This is a genomic window from Peribacillus huizhouensis (genome assembly GCF_014138605.1).
Taxonomy (GTDB): domain Bacteria; phylum Bacillota; class Bacilli; order Bacillales; family DSM-1321; genus Peribacillus; species Peribacillus huizhouensis.
The window spans coordinates 495,993-515,537 of record NZ_JACJHX010000002.1 but is presented as its reverse complement, the minus strand read 5'-3'; the positions used below and the strand labels follow the sequence as shown (position 1 = coordinate 515,537).

The 19,545-nt window shown below is 38.0% G+C and carries 17 protein-coding genes; 16 read left to right on the top strand and 1 reads right to left on the bottom strand.

Going from position 1 to position 19,545, the window contains the following annotated elements; genetic code table 11:
* Positions 1 to 78: 78 nt before the first annotated feature.
* Complete coding sequence (gene ytvI, locus HNP81_RS05555) at positions 79 to 1,206, bottom strand: sporulation integral membrane protein YtvI (protein WP_182501851.1); 1,128 nt, start codon at positions 1,204 to 1,206, stop codon at positions 79 to 81.
* A 222-nt stretch (positions 1,207 to 1,428) separates the two neighbouring features.
* Between ytvI and HNP81_RS05550 the strand changes: the two genes are divergently transcribed.
* From HNP81_RS05550 to speD, 16 genes are all read left to right on the top strand, one after another.
* Positions 1,429 to 1,887 (top strand): DUF441 domain-containing protein, encoded by a 459-nt coding sequence (locus HNP81_RS05550; RefSeq protein ID WP_028392211.1) that lies wholly within the window; start codon positions 1,429 to 1,431, stop codon positions 1,885 to 1,887.
* A 461-nt stretch (positions 1,888 to 2,348) separates the two neighbouring features.
* Positions 2,349 to 3,464, top strand: coding sequence for a citrate synthase (citZ, locus tag HNP81_RS05545; RefSeq protein ID WP_182501850.1), 1,116 nt, complete (start codon positions 2,349 to 2,351; stop codon positions 3,462 to 3,464).
* A gap of 119 nt (positions 3,465 to 3,583) precedes the next feature.
* Positions 3,584 to 4,852, top strand: a complete 1,269-nt coding sequence (gene icd / locus HNP81_RS05540; protein ID WP_028392209.1) for an NADP-dependent isocitrate dehydrogenase — start codon at positions 3,584 to 3,586, stop codon at positions 4,850 to 4,852.
* Between the two features lie 130 nt (positions 4,853 to 4,982).
* Positions 4,983 to 5,918: a malate dehydrogenase gene (gene mdh / locus HNP81_RS05535; RefSeq protein ID WP_182501849.1), complete on the top strand. Its 936-nt coding sequence runs from the start codon at positions 4,983 to 4,985 to the stop codon at positions 5,916 to 5,918.
* 104 nt (positions 5,919 to 6,022) lie between these two features.
* Positions 6,023 to 6,490 carry a MaoC/PaaZ C-terminal domain-containing protein gene (locus HNP81_RS05530; protein WP_182501848.1) on the top strand — a complete coding sequence of 156 codons (468 nt, stop codon included), beginning with the start codon at positions 6,023 to 6,025 and terminating at the stop codon, positions 6,488 to 6,490.
* A 141-nt stretch (positions 6,491 to 6,631) separates the two neighbouring features.
* Positions 6,632 to 7,015, top strand: coding sequence for a VOC family protein (locus HNP81_RS05525; RefSeq protein WP_182501847.1), 384 nt, complete (start codon positions 6,632 to 6,634; stop codon positions 7,013 to 7,015).
* A 469-nt stretch (positions 7,016 to 7,484) separates the two neighbouring features.
* Complete coding sequence (locus HNP81_RS05520; RefSeq protein ID WP_028392205.1) at positions 7,485 to 8,201, top strand: response regulator transcription factor; 717 nt, start codon at positions 7,485 to 7,487, stop codon at positions 8,199 to 8,201.
* The gene (gene pnpS, locus HNP81_RS05515; RefSeq protein ID WP_182501846.1) at positions 8,198 to 9,964 is read left to right on the top strand and encodes a two-component system histidine kinase PnpS; all 1,767 of its coding nucleotides are present in this window, start codon (positions 8,198 to 8,200) and stop codon (positions 9,962 to 9,964) included. The genes HNP81_RS05520 and pnpS overlap by 4 nt, the downstream gene beginning before the upstream one ends.
* Before the next feature lie 236 nt (positions 9,965 to 10,200).
* Positions 10,201 to 11,163, top strand: coding sequence for an FtsH protease activity modulator HflK (gene hflK, locus HNP81_RS05510; protein ID WP_028392203.1), 963 nt, complete (start codon positions 10,201 to 10,203; stop codon positions 11,161 to 11,163).
* Positions 11,160 to 12,089, top strand: a complete 930-nt coding sequence (gene hflC / locus HNP81_RS05505) for a protease modulator HflC (RefSeq protein ID WP_182501845.1) — start codon at positions 11,160 to 11,162, stop codon at positions 12,087 to 12,089. The genes hflK and hflC overlap by 4 nt, the downstream gene beginning before the upstream one ends.
* Before the next feature lie 285 nt (positions 12,090 to 12,374).
* The gene (gene polA, locus HNP81_RS05500) at positions 12,375 to 15,008 is read left to right on the top strand and encodes a DNA polymerase I (RefSeq protein ID WP_182501844.1); all 2,634 of its coding nucleotides are present in this window, start codon (positions 12,375 to 12,377) and stop codon (positions 15,006 to 15,008) included.
* A gap of 108 nt (positions 15,009 to 15,116) precedes the next feature.
* Positions 15,117 to 15,953, top strand: a complete 837-nt coding sequence (gene mutM / locus HNP81_RS05495) for a DNA-formamidopyrimidine glycosylase (protein ID WP_182501843.1) — start codon at positions 15,117 to 15,119, stop codon at positions 15,951 to 15,953.
* A gap of 80 nt (positions 15,954 to 16,033) precedes the next feature.
* A complete protein-coding gene (gene ytaF, locus HNP81_RS05490; RefSeq protein WP_034301224.1) occupies positions 16,034 to 16,678 on the top strand; it encodes a sporulation membrane protein YtaF in 645 nt (214 codons plus the stop codon).
* A gap of 15 nt (positions 16,679 to 16,693) precedes the next feature.
* Positions 16,694 to 17,302, top strand: coding sequence for a dephospho-CoA kinase (gene coaE, locus HNP81_RS05485; protein ID WP_028392198.1), 609 nt, complete (start codon positions 16,694 to 16,696; stop codon positions 17,300 to 17,302).
* Positions 17,303 to 17,560: 258 nt separating this feature from the next.
* Entirely contained in the window at positions 17,561 to 18,595 is a 1,035-nt protein-coding gene (locus HNP81_RS05480) for a glyceraldehyde-3-phosphate dehydrogenase (RefSeq protein ID WP_028392197.1), read from the top strand.
* A gap of 544 nt (positions 18,596 to 19,139) precedes the next feature.
* The gene (gene speD / locus HNP81_RS05475; RefSeq protein WP_028392196.1) at positions 19,140 to 19,520 is read left to right on the top strand and encodes an adenosylmethionine decarboxylase; all 381 of its coding nucleotides are present in this window, start codon (positions 19,140 to 19,142) and stop codon (positions 19,518 to 19,520) included.
* Positions 19,521 to 19,545: the final 25 nt, after the last annotated feature.

Sequence of the window (19,545 nt, the reverse complement as noted above, 5' to 3'; positions counted from 1 at the left end):
ATACACGCATTTATACTGTCTGGAATAGTAGCAGAGTCTGACACTTTACTTATAGGGCATCCTCTTTTAATTGCCATATCACCGAATTTTTGTTTCATTATTCCCTATGACGAAACGCCAAATTGCTTTAAATACGTTGGCACGATGGAGTGTGTTGATAATAACAAGTACGACAGGGCCGAGAATCAATCCGAGAAATCCGATTAATTTATAGCCTACAAATAGAGCTACAAGTGTGGCAAGTGGGTCAATGCCGATACTGGAAGATAGAACTTTCGGTTCAACTAATTGTCGTTGGACCACTACGATGACATATACGACAATTAGCCCTATTGCTAAGTGATAATTTCCGATGATGACTTCATACGCAATCCATGGAATAAAGATTGTTCCTGTTCCTAAGTATGGAATGATATCAATTAAGCCAGAAACTAATGCAATTGTGATGCTATATTCCACTTTCAAAATAAGTAATCCAATCAACACGGTGACTGTCGTTAATGAGATAAGAGTGAACTGTGCTTTAATAAAACCCACTAACGCCCCTTTCAAATCATGGATTACCTTGCCTGTCCCGAGTAATATTCTAGGCGGAAGTACTTTGTTGCTAAAATGAGCAAGCTTTTTCCAGTCTTTACTGATGAAAAAGGTTGCCAACAAAGAGAAAACTAAAACAGTGGCTGCATTGGGAAACCAGGCAATGAAAGCAGGGATGTTTAAGAGGAATTTTTGAATGAAGCTTCCTACCGATGTGGCTAAATTATCACCGAGATTACGAATGTTGGCTAAAATTGTATCTTGTTGTTGCCCATCAAGGTTATTAAATAACGTAGCGCTTTGATTGTATAAGGGAAGCAGCTGACCGGCGATAAATTCTTCGATAAAACGGATAACTGTTTCTAAATGGCCCGGTACAACTTTAGCCAGGTAGTTTGCTCCTGAAACGATTTCAGCAATTAATAATGTAATTAAACCTGCAAAGACGGAAAGAATGAGCAACAGAGAGAGAAAAACTGCGATGCTTCTTGGTAATCTTGCCTTTAGTTCAAAGAAGTTTACAAGGGGATTCATAAAAAAGGCAAAAATTAATGCGATCATAAAAGGGTACGTATATTTGGAAAAGTGGAACAGAACTAAACCGCCAATCATTGCCGCTCCCATTACAATACAGAAGCGGATAAACCGTTGTAAGTAAATCGGATTCAAAAGCCTCACCTTCCGTCAAAACACTATTATTTCAGGTAAATGAGAAATGCGAACTTACTTTTGGATATCTTATATACTATAATTGTACATTTTGAAAGATAGAAAAGAAAGGTAAAATTTTAGATAATTCAGAACGATGGGAAATTACATGTGTTTATAGGAATATTACCTTGTTTTTTGTTATGCTGAGATAATAAGTGAGTCAACTTTAGGAGGGCGAACATGAATGGACCTATCATATTTTTACTGCTTTTATTAGGAATTGGCCTGCTTGCCAAAAACTCATCACTAATGGTCGCGGCAGGATTTTTACTAGTTCTGAAAATGACAGGATTGGACACGAAAATATTTCCCTATCTTTCTGCAAAAGGTATAAATCTTGGCGTTACGGTGATCACAATAGCTGTATTAGTTCCGATAGCAAATGGGTCAATCGGGTTTAAAGAGCTACTGGATGCTCTTAAATCTCCTTATGCCTGGATTGCCCTTGCATCAGGAATAGCGGTGGCTCTTATTGCTAAGAACGGTGTCGTTCTTTTGGCAAATGATCCTCACATTACCGTTGCCCTTGTTTTTGGTACGATACTAGCAGTTGCCTTATTCAAAGGTGTTGCAGTAGGACCATTGATTGGAGCGGGGATTGCCTATTTGTGCATGCAGCTTGTCCAATTTATTAAATGAACAGGAAAAGACGTTGCCCTTTCTTTAAGGGCGTCTTTTTACATGTATGAAATGATTTTAGCGAATTTTGTATTTTTCTAATAAAATAATATTTTTTTCACATTTTCAGTGCTTTCCATTCCCAAAAATCTGAAAATTGTTTATAATAATAAGTGTAATTGCTAACTGATAAAGTTTCTAGAATAGATTGATCATGTATTCTAACGTATCTATCAGTTTTTTTGCAATTATCGGGACTAGCGCTTAGTTGGGAGTTTTACCGCCTTGTTTTAGGGAATATTGAAAGTATCTGTATGATTGCTTCTGTTAAAAAATGTTGATATATTGTGATATCTATCATCTAAAGATTATTGCTCTCTAAAATATATAGGCTTGTTTAACCTCAATTTTCTATTGAAAGCGCTATATTTAGTGAAGTGAAAAGGGGCACAGGGGATATTTAAGAAAAGGAGAGGTTTTGTATGACAGCAACAAAAGGTCTAGAGGGTATCGTAGCAACCACATCAAAGATTAGCTCGATCATTGACGATACGTTGACGTATGCGGGATACGATATCGATGATCTAGCTAAAAATGCTACGTTCGAGGAAGTAATTTACCTGCTTTGGCACGGTAGTCTCCCTACATCAAACCAATTAGCGGAACTTACAAAACAGTTGGCAGATAACGCGGCTATCCCAACTGAAGTTCTCAATCATTTTAAAACATACCCAATCGATAAAGTTCATCCAATGGGAGCATTACGCACTGCCATTTCATTGTTAGGACTATATGATGATGAATCAGACGTAATGACCGATGAAGCAAACTACCGTAAAGCAATCCGTATTCAAGCACAAATTCCTACGGTTGTAACTGCATTTGCTCGGGTTCGCAAAGGGTTAGAACCAGTTGCACCTCGTACCGATTTAAGCTTTGCAGCCAATTTCTTATATATGTTAAGTGGAAAAGAGCCTTCCGCAATTGAAGAGGAAGCATTTAATAAAGCACTAGTACTTCATGCAGATCATGAATTGAACGCATCTACATTCACTGCCCGTGTTTGCGTAGCTACTTTGTCTGACATCTATTCTGGCGTAACTGCTGCAATCGGTGCTCTTAAAGGGCCACTTCATGGCGGTGCAAACGAGCAAGTTATGAAAATGCTTACTGAAATTGGTTCTGTTGATCAAGCAGTGCCATATGTCACAGCTAAGCTAAATAATAAAGAGAAGATCATGGGCTTTGGTCATCGCGTATATCGTAAAGGTGATCCTCGTGCTAAGCATTTGCGCGAAATGTCTAAGAAATTAACAGAGATTACTGGACAACCTGAGTACTATGAAATGTCCATAAAGATTGAAGAGCTGGTCACAAGTCAAAAAAATCTTCCGCCAAATGTAGATTTCTATTCAGCTTCTGTATATCATAGTCTTGGCATTGATCATGATTTATTTACACCAATTTTTGCAGTTAGCCGTACATCTGGTTGGCTCGCTCATATTCTTGAGCAATACTCTAATAACCGTCTAATCCGCCCTCGTGCAGACTATACGGGACCTGGCATGCAAAAATATGTACCAATTGACAAAAGATAAGATAGTATTTTTTATAATTATGTGAATCTGTAGTAAATTAATAGATGATAGGAATTAAAGGTTAGGAGCATTCAGTATGAACTTGCTAATCTTTGATAATGAATCGGAGGTAATCAGACATGACACAAGGTGAAAAAATCGCAGTAACAAATGGAGTACTAAACGTACCAAACAATCCAATTGTACCGTACATTGAAGGGGACGGAATCGGTCCTGATATTTGGGCAGCAGCATCCCGTGTATTAGACGCAGCTGTAGAAAAAGCTTACAACGGCGAGAAAAAAATTGTTTGGAAAGAAGTGTTAGCTGGACAAAAAGCATTTGACCAAACGGGAGAATGGCTTCCAGAAGAAACGCTTAATGTTATTCGCGAGTATTTGATTGCGATTAAAGGACCACTAACTACTCCAATTGGCGGCGGAATTCGTTCATTGAACGTTGCATTGCGACAAGAGCTTGATCTTTTCGTATGTCTTCGTCCTGTCCGTTATTTCGAAGGTGTTCCTTCACCTGTTAAACGTCCAGAAGATACTGACATGGTCATTTTCCGTGAGAACACAGAAGACATCTATGCAGGTATCGAGTATGCAAAAGGATCAGATGAAGTCAAAAAATTAATTGACTTCCTTCAAAATGAAATGGGTGTAAACAAAATCCGTTTCCCTGAAACGTCAGGTATTGGTATTAAACCAGTTTCTGAAGAAGGAACAAAACGTCTTGTACGTGCGGCTCTTAATTACGCAATTAAAGAAGGTCGTTCTTCATTAACTTTAGTACATAAAGGGAATATTATGAAGTTCACAGAAGGCGCATTTAAGAACTGGGGATATGAAATCGCTGAACAAGAGTTTGGTGATAAAGTATTCACTTGGAATCAATATGATCGCATTAAAGAAGCTGAAGGAACAGATGCAGCAAACAAAGCACAAGCTGAAGCTGAAGCAGAAGGCAAAATCATTGTAAAAGATTCGATCGCTGATATCTTCTTGCAACAAATCTTAACTCGTCCGAAAGAATTTGATGTAGTTGCTACAATGAATCTAAACGGAGACTATATTTCTGATGCTCTTGCTGCTCAAGTTGGCGGTATCGGGATTGCTCCTGGAGCAAACATCAACTATGAAACTGGGCATGCTATTTTTGAAGCGACTCACGGTACAGCTCCGAAATATGCAGGACTTGATAAAGTGAACCCTTCATCTGTTCTTCTTTCAGGTGTGCTATTACTTGAACATCTTGGTTGGTCAGAAGCAGCTGCAAGCATTACAGCTTCAGTAGAAAAAACAATTGCTTCTAAAGTTGTAACATATGACTTTGCTCGCCTAATGGACGGTGCTACTGAAGTGAAATGTTCGGAGTTCGCTGACGAACTTATTAAAAACCTATAATTTGCAAATAATACTTCTTTGTGGAGGAGCCGGTGTGTACCGGCTTCTTTTAAAAGAGGTTTTTAAGTGTAACTGGACCTAGAAAAGAAACTGGAAGTTATGATTTTACGTAAAGGAAGGGGACATTTTCATGTCAAAACGTAAAAAAATCTCGGTAATCGGTGGCGGTTTTACAGGGGCAACAACTGCGTTTTTTGCTGCACAAAAAGAATTGGGTGACATTGTATTAGTAGATATCCCGCAAATGGAAAATCCGACAAAAGGGAAAGCATTAGATATGCTAGAAGCAAGCCCTGTATTTGGTTTTGATGCTAACATAACAGGTACTTCTGATTATGCAGACACTGCAGATTCTGATATTGTCATCATCACTGCTGGGATTGCTCGTAAACCAGGTATGAGCCGAGATGATTTAGTGCAGACTAATCAAAAAGTTATGACAGCTGTTACGAAAGAAATCGTGAAATATTCTCCGAATTCAACATTAATTGTTTTAACAAACCCGGTTGATGCGATGACATATACAGTATATAAAGAATCTGGTTTTCCGAAAGAACGCGTGATCGGTCAATCAGGAGTTCTTGATACAGCACGTTTCCGTACATTCGTTGCTCAAGAGTTAAACTTGTCTGTTAAAGACGTGACTGGCTTCGTACTAGGTGGTCATGGTGACGATATGGTTCCTCTTGTTCGCTACTCATACGCAGGCGGAATTCCGTTAGAAACGCTTATTCCACAAGATCGTTTAGATGCAATCGTTGCTCGTACACGTACAGGCGGTGGAGAAATCGTAAACCTTCTTGGTAACGGTAGTGCTTATTATGCACCAGCAGCATCTCTTGTAGAAATGGCCGAGGCTATTCTGAAAGATCAACGTCGTGTTCTTCCATCGATTGCATACCTAGAAGGAGAATATGGCTTTGAGGGAATTTATCTTGGAGTTCCTACAGTTCTTGGCGCAGGCGGAATTGAACAAATCATTGAACTTGAATTAACAGAAGATGAAAAAGCAGCACTTTCTAAATCTGTTGACTCGGTTCGCAATGTTATGTCGATTCTCCGATAATTGCCGTAATGTATGTAATTAGACTGTCTAAGTGAGAGAAAAAGATGTGTTATTCGTCCGACTCTCGCTTTGGACAGTTTTTTTAAAATCGGACGGAGGTTAAAATGATGATGCTTAAGAAACGAAAACTTGGAAGAAAAATTGAAGAAATTAAAGAAGGCGAAAAGTTGACGCTGACTGAGAAAATGGAAGACAAAGATTTATTGTTGTATTTAGGATTAACGAATGATGCAAACCCCTTATATATTCAACATGATTATGCCTCACAAACTACTTATAAAAAACCGCTTGTTCCGAGTATCATGCTAATCGGTATGGTCACATCAGCTGTCTCCAAATATCTGCCAGGTCCAGGTAGTCATATTTTGTCCCATCATATTGAATTGCCAAATCCGGTCTATCATTATGAAACGATCAAGTTTCTATTTATAGTAAAAGAAGTGAGGCAACAAGAAAATGAAGTGGTAATTGAAATTGTAGGAGAAAATGAAGAGGGATCTTGTGTGTTGGAAGGGTTAATTACAGTTTGTCCTCCAAGCCTATTGAATGGAATGGACGACGATACCTTTTAAAAGCTTTTAAAATAGATTGATGAATAGAATGTGTGTTGGGAAGGTGACACAGAATATTCTCCTTGGAATGAATAGATAATAGTAATTTGTTTAAAATGTAGATAGTTAAATGAATGACTAGAAGAACAGGAGAGAAGTAAAATGATTAATATACTGGGTCAAGTTATGCTGTATGTAAATAATCAGGATGAGTCATTGAAGTTTTGGACAGAAAAAGCAGGATTTTACTTAGTTTCGGAGGAAGATAATGGCCAAGGTATGAAGTGGTTTGAAATTGCTCCAACAAAAGACGCGCAAACAAGTATCGTTCTTCACAACAAGGAATTAGTTGCTAAAATGTCACTTGGAGTCAATCTGGAAACACCTTCATTAATGTTTTTCTCCGATAATCTCGATAAACTATATAAGGACTTTACTGATAAAAATATTACCGTCGGAGAAATTGTCAATGTTCCAGAAGGAAAAGTATTTAATTTTGCCGATAATGAAGAAAATTATTTTGCCGTAGTGGAAAAAAGTAACTAGGTACTACATAGGAAAAATTGTTTCACCTAATAAATGGAGTCAGAGGGACTAAAAAAGTGAATACCACCATACGTCAACTCACCGTCCATAAGCCAGTTGGACGGTGATATCACATATTAAGCATGATAAAGAATCAAACATTCTACAAACACCGGCAAACACCAGGACGTGCCTGTAGCTTAGATAAGGCTATAGGATCTTTTACAAATCTCTTCTTTTACCCTTCAAATTCTCTGATAATATATAAGGTGAAGGTCGTACTGCCAAATTTGCGTAAGAAAAGTTCTTCACAATCTCCTCATAAATTTAACTTATATTCAATTTTATCCCGCATCAACAGGAGTGAAATTCCCACTGCTGGAGTTTCACTTTATATTCTTCTTACTCTTTTCCTGTTTTTAAATTATAATGGAAATGGATGATTTGGCTCGTAATGAGTCTTGGGGTAATTTATTTTCGGGAGGAAGCTATGTCTAATAAAATTCTCGTAGTGGATGATGAAAAATCAATTGTTACATTACTACAATACAATTTAGAGCAATCGGGTTATTCAGTAATTACTGCTTTAGATGGAGAAGAAGGGTTGAACCGGGCAATTGCTGAAAAACCACAGTTAATTATCCTTGATTTAATGCTTCCAAAACTAGATGGGATTGAAGTTTGTAAGCAACTGCGCCAGCAAAAAATAATGGTGCCAATCTTAATGTTGACAGCGAAAGATGATGAGTTTGATAAAGTGTTGGGGTTGGAACTCGGTGCAGATGATTATATGACCAAGCCATTTAGTCCGAGAGAAGTGGTTGCAAGAATTAAAGCGATTCTCAGAAGATCACAAATTAGTCAGGAATCTGGAGAACCAAAGGAAGAACGCGAAGACGTTTTGCAACTTAATGAATTAGAAATTTACCATGATCGTTACGAAGCCTTTTTTAAGGGAAGGTTACTGGAGTTGACTCCAAAGGAATTCGAATTATTATTATATCTTGCACAGCATAAGGGAAGAGTCTTAACGAGAGATCAACTTCTAAGCGCAGTCTGGAATTACGATTTTGCGGGAGATACGAGGATTGTCGATGTGCATATTAGCCATCTTCGAGAAAAAATAGAAGAAGATACAAGAAAGCCAGTCTATATTAAAACAATACGTGGTTTAGGATATAAGCTCGAGGAGCCAAAACCGGAATGACCAAATTCAAGACAAAGCTGTTAGTGGCCATTATCAGCTTGATTATTATTGTCCTTCTGGCAGAGGGGTTACTGCTCGGACAAGTTTTCAAAAACTATTATGTACATACTTTCAATGAAAGAATTGAAAGAGAAACTAATTTTATCGCCAACTATATTCAGGAACACGGGGGAGTCTCTGAATTTATTCATCAAGGAAAGACAGAAGACTTGGCTAATTTACATGATGATAATTTCACAATTATTAACAATGATGGGCTGATTCTTTATGATGATAATGTAAATCGTAATAGCCATCCAGAACGTCACAAAGACATGTTGAGAAGTATAGCTAAACGTTTGGAAAGTGGCAAGCAGAGTGGAATTGTCGAAGGACCTAAGGGCCTTCAATATTATTATCAAACGATACAAAAAGGTGGCGCAATTGAGGGTGCTGCCGTATTAAGTAATGAAATAGAAGCCATCGATCAGGTAAATAGTCAAATATGGTGGATTTTGACAATAAGCCTTATCGCGTCACTTTGCATAATTACGATGTTTGCGAGCAAAATTGCTTCTAGATATTCCCGACCTATTGAGGCAGCGGCGACAACCGCGATTGAGCTTGCGGAAGGAAATTATCGTGCAAGAACCTATGAGCGGAGTTCAGATGAAATAGGCATACTTAGTAAATCATTAAATATTTTGGCGAGAAATCTGCAAGAAATGCAAATTGCCAGAGATTTGCATCAAGATCGTTTGGAAACACTTATTGAGAATATTGGTAGTGGTGTATTGCAAATCGATCATAAAGGGCATATAACGATGACAAATCTTGCGTATAAGCAGCAGTTTAATATGGAAGATACTGAATTATTGTACAAAGTTTATTATGAAGTGATTCCATATGCAGAGATTATTGCGATTATTGAAGAAATTTTTATGACGGAAAAAAGTATCAAACGCCAAGTGTTAATTCCGCTTTCAATTGAAAGAAAGCATTTTGAAGTATACGGAGCGCCAATCATCGTAAAAAATGATGAGTGGAAGGGTATCATTATTGTTTTCCATGACATTACCGAATTAAAAAAATTGGAACAAATGCGGAAAGACTTCGTTGCGAATGTGTCTCATGAGTTGAAAACGCCTATCACTTCCATCAAAGGGTTTTCAGAGACGTTGCTAGATGGTGCTTTAAAGGATGAACAAGCCTTATATGATTTTCTAAAGATCATTCTAAGTGAAAGTGATCGACTTCAAGAGCTTATACAAGAATTGTTGGATCTATCAAAAATTGAGCAGCAAGATTTTGTTTTACAAATTGACTCTGTGAATGTTAGTACCATACTTGAAGAATCGATGGCGATGCTTTGTGGCAAAGCGGAAGAAAAGAATATTACGTTAATCCTTGAAAGTAAGAGCCCTTCTCTATGGGTTGAGGGGGAAGCAAACCGGATTAAACAAATTTTTATCAATCTTATTACGAATGCATTAAACTATACATCAAGTGAAGGCGAAGTAAAGATTGAAGCATCAGAAGACGCAGACAATGTTCGGGTAGCTGTTCAGGATAATGGCATCGGAATTGAAAGTAAGGAATTGCCGCGTATATTTGAACGTTTTTACAGAGTTGATAAGGCTAGAAGTAGGGACTCTGGGGGAACGGGGCTAGGTTTAGCTATAGTAAAACATATTTTGGAAGTTCATAAAGGGAGGATAACGGTCGAAAGCTCCCCTGGGAAAGGAACGACGTTTACAGTTTTCTTAAAGAAACATATTCGCTGATGGAGAAATCAGAATTTACATGATTTTAACAATTTTAATACATCCTGTTTATAAATGGGGTTTACAATGAACTAGAAAACCCCATCATCCAGGGAGCAGATGAGACGAGGACAACCCCATGTCCTCGTCTTTTTTGGCTTTGAAACAAAGAGATTTGTAATAAAATTACGAAAATAACGAATCCTTTTCCAATATGTATCGTACATAAGAAGAGAGAGAATAAAGGAGGGGTTTCGTTGGTCAGTTTAAAGAAGATTTACATAACAACTGGATTGACTCTAATCATTATCATATTAGGAATTGTGGCGATTACTACATGGTATACCGTTGATGAATCAGACCAAGCGGTGATCTTAACATTTGGAAAAGTGGATGAAACGATTACTGAACCTGGGTTACATGTGAAAATGCCTTGGCCGATTCAGACCGTTGAGAAAGTATCAAAGGAAACATTCAGCCTGCAATTCGGCTATACCGATAAAGATGGTGTAGTGGAAGATTTACCGAAAGAAACGAAAATGATTACCGGTGATGAAAACATTGTGCTCGCGGATTTAGTCGTTCAATGGAAAATAACCGATCCGCAAAAATATTTATATAACGTAGATAACCCGAATGAACTACTATATGATTCAACATCTGCTGCACTTCGTAGCATTATTGGCAATTCGAGAATCGATGATGCGCTAACGTCTGGAAAAGCTGAAATTGAAGCAAACGTCAGAGAATTGCTTTCCCATTTGATTGAAAAATATGATATTGGGATTTCAGTCCTTGCTGTTAAACTTCAGGATGTAGAGCTTCCAAATGATGAGGTCAGAAAAGCCTTTACAGATGTTACCGATGCACGTGAAACGATGAATACAAAGAATAATGAAGCGAAGAAGTATGAGAACCAGAGAATGAATGAAGCAGAAGGGGAAATTGCAGCGATCAATTCTGCAGCGGAAGGAGAAAAAGCTGCCAGAACCGAGCGTGCTCGCGGGGATGTAGCGGTTTTTAATAAACTATATGCAGAATATAAAAACAGCCCAGATATTACAAGAGAACGTTTAGTGATTGAGACGCTTGAGCAAGTCCTGCCAAATGCAGAAATATATATTATGAATGATGACGGGAATACGATGAAATACTTCCCGATCCGTGCACTTGAAAAAGAACAGCCTAAAGCACCAGCTGAAAGTGAGGGAACGGAATGAGTGATAAAGTAGTCGAAATAAATAGTCGCAAAGACTTTGGACCGTGGAGAGGGTATGTGAAAGTCGGGATTTTCTTCGTGATTTTGCTTCTATTATTTGGTATTTTAATCAGTAACGTGTTTATTGTAAAGGAAGGGGAATATCGAGTCGTTCGTCAATTCGGAGAAGTGGTTCGCATTGATAAGACTCCTGGTTTAAAGATAAAGATCCCGTTTATCCAAAGCGTTACAACGTTGCCGAAGTATCAAATGGGCTATGACGTCTCGGAAGCAGAGATTAATACAAGAGATAAAAAGCGAATTATGATCGATAATTATGCGGTTTGGAGAATTGAAGATCCGAAGAAAATGATTACGAATGCGAGAACGATTGAAAGCGCTGAAGCGAGAATGGAAGAATTCATATATTCAGTAGTCCGTACCGAACTTGGGCAATTGAATTACGATGAGATTATCAATGATGAAAAGTCCAGTAGAGGAAGTTTGAATGATCGGATGACGGACAAAGTAAATGAGCTTCTTAAAGACTCGAATTATGGCATTGTAGTGACAGATGTTCGGATTAAACGGACAGATTTGCCATCGGAGAACGAAGCATCTGTGTTCAAACGGATGATTTCAGAACGTGAATCAACCGCACAGCAGTATCTTTCAAAAGGTGACGCAGATAAGAATCGTATTATGGCCGAGACAGACAGAAAGGTTACTGAACTTTTGGCAACTGCAAAGGCAGAGGCTGAAATCATTCGCGCCGAAGGGGAAGCAGAAGCTGCGAAAGTATATAATGCTTCTTTTTCTAAAGATGCTGAATTTTACAGCTTATATCGAACACTTGAATCGTATAAGAAAACGATTGGAGATGAAACGGTTATTATTCTACCGGCGAATTCTCCATACGCAAGTCTGTTAATGGGAAACACTAAATAATGAATTTCCGCAGTAACCCGTTCATTTCTCTTTCTATATCTACTCGTGGTAGAATATAGAGATGGAATGAACGTTTTTTTTGATAAAAAACATCCATGAGAGACTGTTCTATAGCTCGAAGGATGAAAAAGGTTCAGGTTCTAAAATGATATTCACCTCATGAAGGTGGTGGTGGTACGGAGCTAACTTTGCGAAGCCCTTCCCATGTCCTTCATACAAAAAACAAGAAAATATACGATAAACTGTTTATAAATCCAATATTTTTGAAAAAAGGAGGATACGAGCTTGAGTAATAAATTAGTGCTTATTGATGGAAACAGTATTGCGTATCGTGCTTTTTTTGCCTTGCCGCTGCTGAATAATGATAAAGGGGTCCATACGAATGCAATCTATGGATTTACGATGATGTTAAATAAGATTTTGGAAGAAGAAAAGCCAACGCATGTACTTGTAGCATTCGATGCTGGGAAAACAACTTTCCGCCACGCATCTTATAAAGAATATAAAGGTGGGCGCCAGAAAACGCCACCCGAGTTGTCTGAGCAATTTCCGTTTATTCGAGAGCTTCTCGACGCATATGGAATATCACGTTATGAGCTTCCGAATTATGAAGCGGACGATATAATCGGTACATTATCACTTTTTGCTGAAAAAGAAAACTACGAAATTAAGATTATCTCTGGAGATAAAGATTTAACTCAATTATCTTCGTCAGCCACAACGGTCGGCATTACGAAAAAGGGCATTACCGATATTGAAGAATACACGCCGGCGCATATTCAAGAAAAATATGGCCTTACACCTGCTCAGATTATTGATATGAAAGGGTTAATGGGAGACGCTTCTGATAACATACCTGGAATTCCTGGTGTTGGCGAAAAAACGGCGCTAAAATTGCTTCATCAATTTCAAACAGTTGAAAATCTGCTGGAATCAATTGATGAGGTTAGTGGGAAGAAACTAAAAGAAAAAATTGAAGACCATAAAGAGCTTGCTGTTTTAAGTAAGGAGCTTGCTACGATTACTCGTGAAGCCCCAATTGAAATCCAATTAAACGATACAATTTTCAATGGCATGAACGAGGAAAAAATCGTGACGATTTATAAAGAGCTCGGATTTAATACATTGCTTGAAAAATTAGATGTTGCAGATCCTGCTGAAGAGATTGTTCAAGAAGAAATGGATATAGAGTTGATCACAGAGATTAAAGAAGAAATGTTGACTGCTGAAACAGCTCTATATATCGAAATTCTCGATGATAATTATCATCGTGGAGATATTATCGGTATTAGTCTTGCGAATGAAAAGGGAAATTTTTATATACATGGTGATGCGGTCACCCACTCAGAAATTTTTAAAAGCTGGGCCGAAAATGAATCGTATAAGAAATTCGTTTATGATGCAAAACGCTCGATTGTTTCGCTAAGTAGAAGAGGGATTGAATTAAAAGGAATTGATTTTGATTTATATTTAGCAAGTTATGTACTTAACCCCCAAGAATCGGTTGAAGATGTTGCAGCTATTGCAAAAGTTCAAAAGCGCCCCATGCTTTTGTCTGATGAAGTTTTTTATGGGAAAGGGGCAAAACGTTCGATCCCTAACCAAGATGCCTTGGCTGATTTTATCGGGAGGAAAGCAAGGTCAATTTTGACATTAAAGGATGAAATGATTGCCGACCTTGAGGAAAACGAGCAATATGCCTTATTAACTGATTTAGAATTGCCGCTCTCAATCATTCTTGCCAAGATGGAATTACAAGGGATAAAGGTCGATGTCAAACGCCTAATGGATATGGGACAAGAGTTGTCACAACGTTTACAAGCTATTGAGGGGAAGATTTTTAGTTTAGCTGGTGAGGCTTTCAATATTAATTCGCCTAAACAGCTTGGCGTAATCTTATTTGAAAAGCTGCAATTGCCAGTGATGAAGAAAACGAAAACGGGTTATTCAACTTCAGCGGATGTTTTGGAAAAACTGGAAAATAAGCATGAAATCGTTCGTGAAATTTTACATTACCGTCAGCTTGCTAAGTTACAATCAACCTATGTTGAAGGTTTGTTAAAGGTAGTCGGTTTTTCAGAGCTCGACAAAGTTCATACAAGATTCAATCAAGCATTAACCCAAACAGGGAGACTAAGCTCAACAGATCCTAATTTGCAAAATATCCCGATTCGATTAGAAGAGGGTAGGAAAATTAGACAAGCGTTTATTCCTTCAAAAAAAGACTGGCTTATTTTTGCCGCTGATTATTCGCAGATTGAATTGCGGGTACTTGCGCATATTGCCAATGATCAAGCGATGATCGAAGCGTTCCGTTCTGATATGGATATTCATACGAAAACTGCTATGGATGTGTTTCATGTTGGAAAAGATGAAGTAACTTCAAATATGCGTCGTCAAGCAAAAGCCGTTAATTTTGGTATCGTCTATGGAATTAGTGACTATGGTTTGTCTCAAAGCCTAGGGATTACCCGAAAAGAAGCGGGAGTGTTTATTGAGAAGTATTTAAAGAGTTTTCCAGGGGTGCAGGAATATATGCATGAAAGCATATTTGAAGCGAATCAAAAAGGGTATGTTAATACGCTTTTAAACCGCCGTCGCTACATTCCAGAAATTACGAGCAAAAACTTTAATATAAGAAGCTTTGCAGAACGGACGGCAATGAATACGCCGATTCAAGGGAGCGCTGCTGATATTATTAAGCTTGCGATGATTAATATGGCGGAACGAATTGAACGGGAAAATCTAAAAACAAACATGCTGCTACAAGTACACGATGAACTAATCTTCGAAGCGCCGCCTGAAGAAATTGACATCCTAATGAAGATTGTCCCAGAAGAAATGGAACGTGCGATTGAGCTGAATGTTCCGTTAAAAGTAGACTACTCTTATGGTCCGACATGGTTTGATGCGAAATAATAAGAAAAGCGGAAGTGGTTGCTATAAGTCGTGTAAACTAAGTTCGTTATTTCCTATGAAAAAGCTAAATTGGTTTAGCAAACAAACAATTGAAAAGGGGGAGAAGTGATGCCGGAACTTCCGGAGGTTGAAACGGTTAGGCGCACATTAGAGGCACTTGTCATTGGTAAGGAGATCCGAGAGGTGTCGGTATTTTGGCCGAAAATCATTAAGGCTCCCGAGCAAGTCGAGCAATTTACAGATGCACTTCAAGGACAAAAGATTCATGAAATCCATCGTCGTGGGAAATTTCTTATTTTTCAGCTTGACGATTATGCGATGGTATCTCATTTAAGAATGGAAGGGAAATATGGTGTCTACGAGAAAGAAGTGCCATATGATAAACATACACATGTGCTTTTTTCCTTCACGGATGGCACGGAACTTCGCTATCAGGATGTTCGGAAATTCGGCACGATGCATTTGTTTGCAAAAGGCGAGGAAATGAATCAACTTCCACTTGTACAATTAGGTCCAGAACCGTTGTCTCGTGAATTCACGATCGATGGACTTACCGAAAAGCTTCGAAAAACGAATCGTAAAATCAAAATGGTTTTACTAGATCAAACCGTTGTAGTTGGCATTGGCAATATATACGTGGACGAGTCATTATTCCGCGCAGGAATTCATCCGGAGCGAATTGCTTCATCATTATCAGAAGAAGAAATAGCTCGTCTGCATCACGAAATTATTGCTACTTTATCAGAGGCTGTTAATAAAGGCGGGAGTACGATTCGTTCGTACATTAATTCACAAGGTCAAATCGGCATGTTTCAGCTTGATTTATTCGTGTACGATCGAAAAGGAAAAGCGTGCAAACGATGTAATACCACGCTTGAAAAATATAAAGTAGGTGGCAGAGGTACTCATATTTGTCCTACATGCCAGCCGCTTCGTTCGAATTAATTTATCTAGGTAAACACACATCGGATATGCCCCATCCATATACTATCCTAGCAACTTGAATGGAAGGGGCATACGTTTCGATGTGGCTACAATTAATAATTCTTGCCTTTGCGGTAAGCATGGATGGTTTTGGTGTTGGTATGACCTTTGGTATGAGGAAAATGAGCATTCCGTTTAAATCCATTGCCGTTATAGCGAGTTGTTCAGCATTAAGCGTCGGCATGGCGATGATTATTGGTGATTTTATTATGAGGTTTATCTCTGTAGAAGCAGCAGCTAAAACGGGTGGGATCATCTTAGTCCTACTTGGAAGTTGGATTTTATTTCAGTATTTTCGTTCAAAAAGGCGGGTAGAAGAAGAGCAAACAATTGATACTGAGAAAATACTTTTTAATTTTGAAATCAAATCATTAGGAGTAGCGATTAATATTTTACAAAAACCGATGAATGCCGATTTTGATAAATCAGGTACGATTACAGGTGTAGAAGCAATAGTCTTAGGCTTTGCCCTCTCTCTTGATGCATTTGGGGCGGGTATTGGCGCGGCAATGCTTGGCGTTTCTCCATTCATTCTTTCGATTTGCATCGCATTAATGAGTTCTTTATTTTTATGGAGCGGCTTGCAAAGTGGTAAATTACTATCGTCAAATAAAGTTATGCAGCATTTATCCTACTTACCAGGAGTCTTATTAATTATTATTGGTCTTTGTAAATTAATATTGTAGAAATAGGGGTTGGGCATGCGACAGGTAATTGGAATTACGGGCGGTATTGCAAGTGGCAAAAGCAGTATTAGCCAATTTATTCAGGAAGAGCTAGGTTTTACAATTATTGATGCAGACATTGCGGCAAGAGAAGTGGTCGAACCGGGGCAAGATGCTTATCAAGAAATTATCCAGGTATTTGGCAACGAGCTACTTCTACCAGATACTTCAATAGATCGCGCGAAACTTGGCGGTATTATTTTTCATGACGAAAAGAAGAGATTGCAGCTTAATAACATTGTTCACCCAGCTGTAAGAAAAAGAATGCTAAAGCAAAAAGAAACGGCGTTTGATTTAGGGGAGCAGGTCATATTCATGGATATTCCTCTTTTGTTTGAAAGTAATTTAACACATATGGTAGATAAAACGATTTTAATCTATGTGGATGAGCAGATCCAACTCGAACGTTTAATGAAACGCAATGGTTTAAGCGAGGCAGACGCTAAAGCTAGAATTGATTCGCAAATGCCGTTAGCTGAAAAGAAAGAACTGGCTGATGTCGTAATTAATAATAATGGATCACTTCTAGAAGCACAGAAACAAGTAAAGCAAGTTTTGGTTGAGTGGGAAGTTATAGAAGCTTAAAATAAGCTTCTTTTTTTTTGAATAAAATCCAATTTTAAGATGATTTTTGGGTTTTGGCGGGTAATTATTCATCAGAATAAGGAATGAGAAGATGACTAATATAGTATAGCCCTTAGCTGGTGAAATATGATTTTTGATGATGAGGAAAAAAATATTAGAGAATCTTGTATTTTATTAACGCTTTCAATTTAAATATGTTATACTAATTTTAAAATTATGATAAAAAAGTATAACATTAATTCAAGGGGGTTTGAAATTATGAGCACAAGAATCGCGATTAACGGTTTTGGAAGAATAGGGAGAATGGTTTTTCGTCAGGCTATTGTAGATAATGATCTCGTTGTAACAGCAATTAATGCAAGTTATCCAGCTGAAACGTTAGCACATTTAATTAAATATGATACAATTCATGGGAAATTCGAAGGGGATGTTTTTGCAGAGCAGGATGCCATTATAGTAAATGGTCGTCGAGTTCAATTGCTAAATAATCGTGATCCGAAGCTGCTTCCGTGGAAAGAATTAGATGTTGATATCGTGATTGAGGCAACTGGGAAATTTAATCACCGTGAGAAAGCAGCTCTTCATATTGAAGCAGGTGCAAAAAAAGTTGTCTTAACAGCCCCAGGAAAAAATGAAGACGTCACGATCGTCATGGGTGTTAATGAAGATATACTTGATGTTAATCATCATTTTGTTATATCAAATGCTTCTTGTACGACCAATTGTCTTGCACCTGTTGCGAAAATTTTGGATGAACAGTTCGGTATTGAAAATGGGTTGATGACAACTGTCCATGCCTACACAAATGATCAAAAGAATCTCGATAATCCACATAAGGATTTAAGACGTGCTCGCGCTTGTGGACAAAGTATTATTCCAACAAGCACTGGAGCGGCAAAGGCATTATCGCTCGTGTTACCGCAATTAACTGGGAAAATACATGGTATGGCGCTCCGGGTACCAACGCCGAACGTGTCGCTTGTAGACCTTGTTGTAGACGTTCGATGTGATGTAACTGTGGAAGAAGTAAATGATGCCTTCCGTAAAGCTTCAGAAGGTGCTTTTGCAGGGATTTTAGAAATTTCAATGGAGCCACTTGTATCGATAGATTTTAATACAAGTCCACAATCGGCAACGATTGATGGTTTATCAACGATGGTTATTGGTCAACGAAAAATTAAAGTACTAGCATGGTATGACAACGAATGGGGATATTCGAAACGTGTCGTAGACCTTGTGAAATTAGTAGGTACAAAAATGAAAAGCCTTTCAAAAGTGATGGTGCATAGTTAAATGAAGTGATAAGTAAATTTTTGTCTACGGCTCTTTTCGTAAAGATTGTTGTTTTTAGCAAGTGTTGATTGTAGTTAATATACGAGGCTCCTGAGACCGCCCGTGGAAAGCGAGTATCTGTTACGGAAATCAACCCAGGATAGTAGTGTAAATATAATTTATTTTCACAAAGTAGACGAAAACAGTCTAGTATAAATAATGAAATAGAGAAAATGCTAAATGCAGTAGGCTATTCGTTTGAACGGACTTTTCAGTGCCCTCAAATTATGAAGGCACTTTTTTATTTTTGAAAATTTGAAGTTTAATATTGTTAGAAAGAATGGCATATAAGCCTTCACGTAATTTAAATTTTTAAATAAAATAAAAAAACGCTGTTGCAAATTTTTTTGAAACAAAGTATACTAACAATCGTGAACTTCTTGAATAAGAGTCCATAATGGCTACTTAAAGGGTTAGGACCTCTTTGGACTAACTTTCCCCCGTGGTAGTTATTGGTAGAATAGTATTCTACAGAATTCTTAATCATGTAAAGGGGGAATAGTAGATGGAAACAATGGGTAGACATGTAATTTCTGAGCTTTGGGGCTGTGACTTTGAAAAACTAAATGATATGGATTATATTGAAAGAGTTTTTGTGGATGCTGCGTTAAAATCAGGTGCTGAGGTACGTGAGGTAGCGTTTCATAAATTCGCACCGCAGGGAGTTAGCGGGGTTGTCATTATATCTGAGTCACACTTAACTATTCATAGTTTTCCGGAACACGGATATGCTAGCATTGATGTGTATACATGCGGAGATTTAAATCCGAATGTTGCTGCTAATTATATTGCAGACGCGTTGAATGCAGAAATTCGCGAAAACATGGAGCTTCCGCGAGGTATGGGTCCTGTTTCAGTGAAAAAAAGCGAAGTAAGTGCTATATAATTTTGGCTAGTACAAGAGGTGCAAA

What these genes read in the sequence shown, in the direction of transcription:
- HNP81_RS05480 (WP_028392197.1), top strand. Translation starts at nt 17,561, where the DNA reads ATGAGCACAAGAATCGCGATTAACGGTTTTGGAAGAATAGGGAGAATG.
- coaE (WP_028392198.1), top strand. Translation starts at nt 16,694, where the DNA reads ATGCGACAGGTAATTGGAATTACGGGCGGTATTGCAAGTGGCAAAAGC.
- ytaF (WP_034301224.1), top strand. Translation starts at nt 16,034, where the DNA reads ATGTGGCTACAATTAATAATTCTTGCCTTTGCGGTAAGCATGGATGGT.
- hflC (WP_182501845.1), top strand. Translation starts at nt 11,160, where the DNA reads ATGAGTGATAAAGTAGTCGAAATAAATAGTCGCAAAGACTTTGGACCG.
- icd (WP_028392209.1), top strand. Translation starts at nt 3,584, where the DNA reads ATGACACAAGGTGAAAAAATCGCAGTAACAAATGGAGTACTAAACGTA.
- HNP81_RS05530 (WP_182501848.1), top strand. Translation starts at nt 6,023, where the DNA reads ATGATGATGCTTAAGAAACGAAAACTTGGAAGAAAAATTGAAGAAATT.
- pnpS (WP_182501846.1), top strand. Translation starts at nt 8,198, where the DNA reads ATGACCAAATTCAAGACAAAGCTGTTAGTGGCCATTATCAGCTTGATT.
- citZ (WP_182501850.1), top strand. Translation starts at nt 2,349, where the DNA reads ATGACAGCAACAAAAGGTCTAGAGGGTATCGTAGCAACCACATCAAAG.
- mdh (WP_182501849.1), top strand. Translation starts at nt 4,983, where the DNA reads ATGTCAAAACGTAAAAAAATCTCGGTAATCGGTGGCGGTTTTACAGGG.
- HNP81_RS05550 (WP_028392211.1), top strand. Translation starts at nt 1,429, where the DNA reads ATGAATGGACCTATCATATTTTTACTGCTTTTATTAGGAATTGGCCTG.
- speD (WP_028392196.1), top strand. Translation starts at nt 19,140, where the DNA reads ATGGAAACAATGGGTAGACATGTAATTTCTGAGCTTTGGGGCTGTGAC.
- HNP81_RS05520 (WP_028392205.1), top strand. Translation starts at nt 7,485, where the DNA reads ATGTCTAATAAAATTCTCGTAGTGGATGATGAAAAATCAATTGTTACA.
- mutM (WP_182501843.1), top strand. Translation starts at nt 15,117, where the DNA reads ATGCCGGAACTTCCGGAGGTTGAAACGGTTAGGCGCACATTAGAGGCA.
- HNP81_RS05525 (WP_182501847.1), top strand. Translation starts at nt 6,632, where the DNA reads ATGATTAATATACTGGGTCAAGTTATGCTGTATGTAAATAATCAGGAT.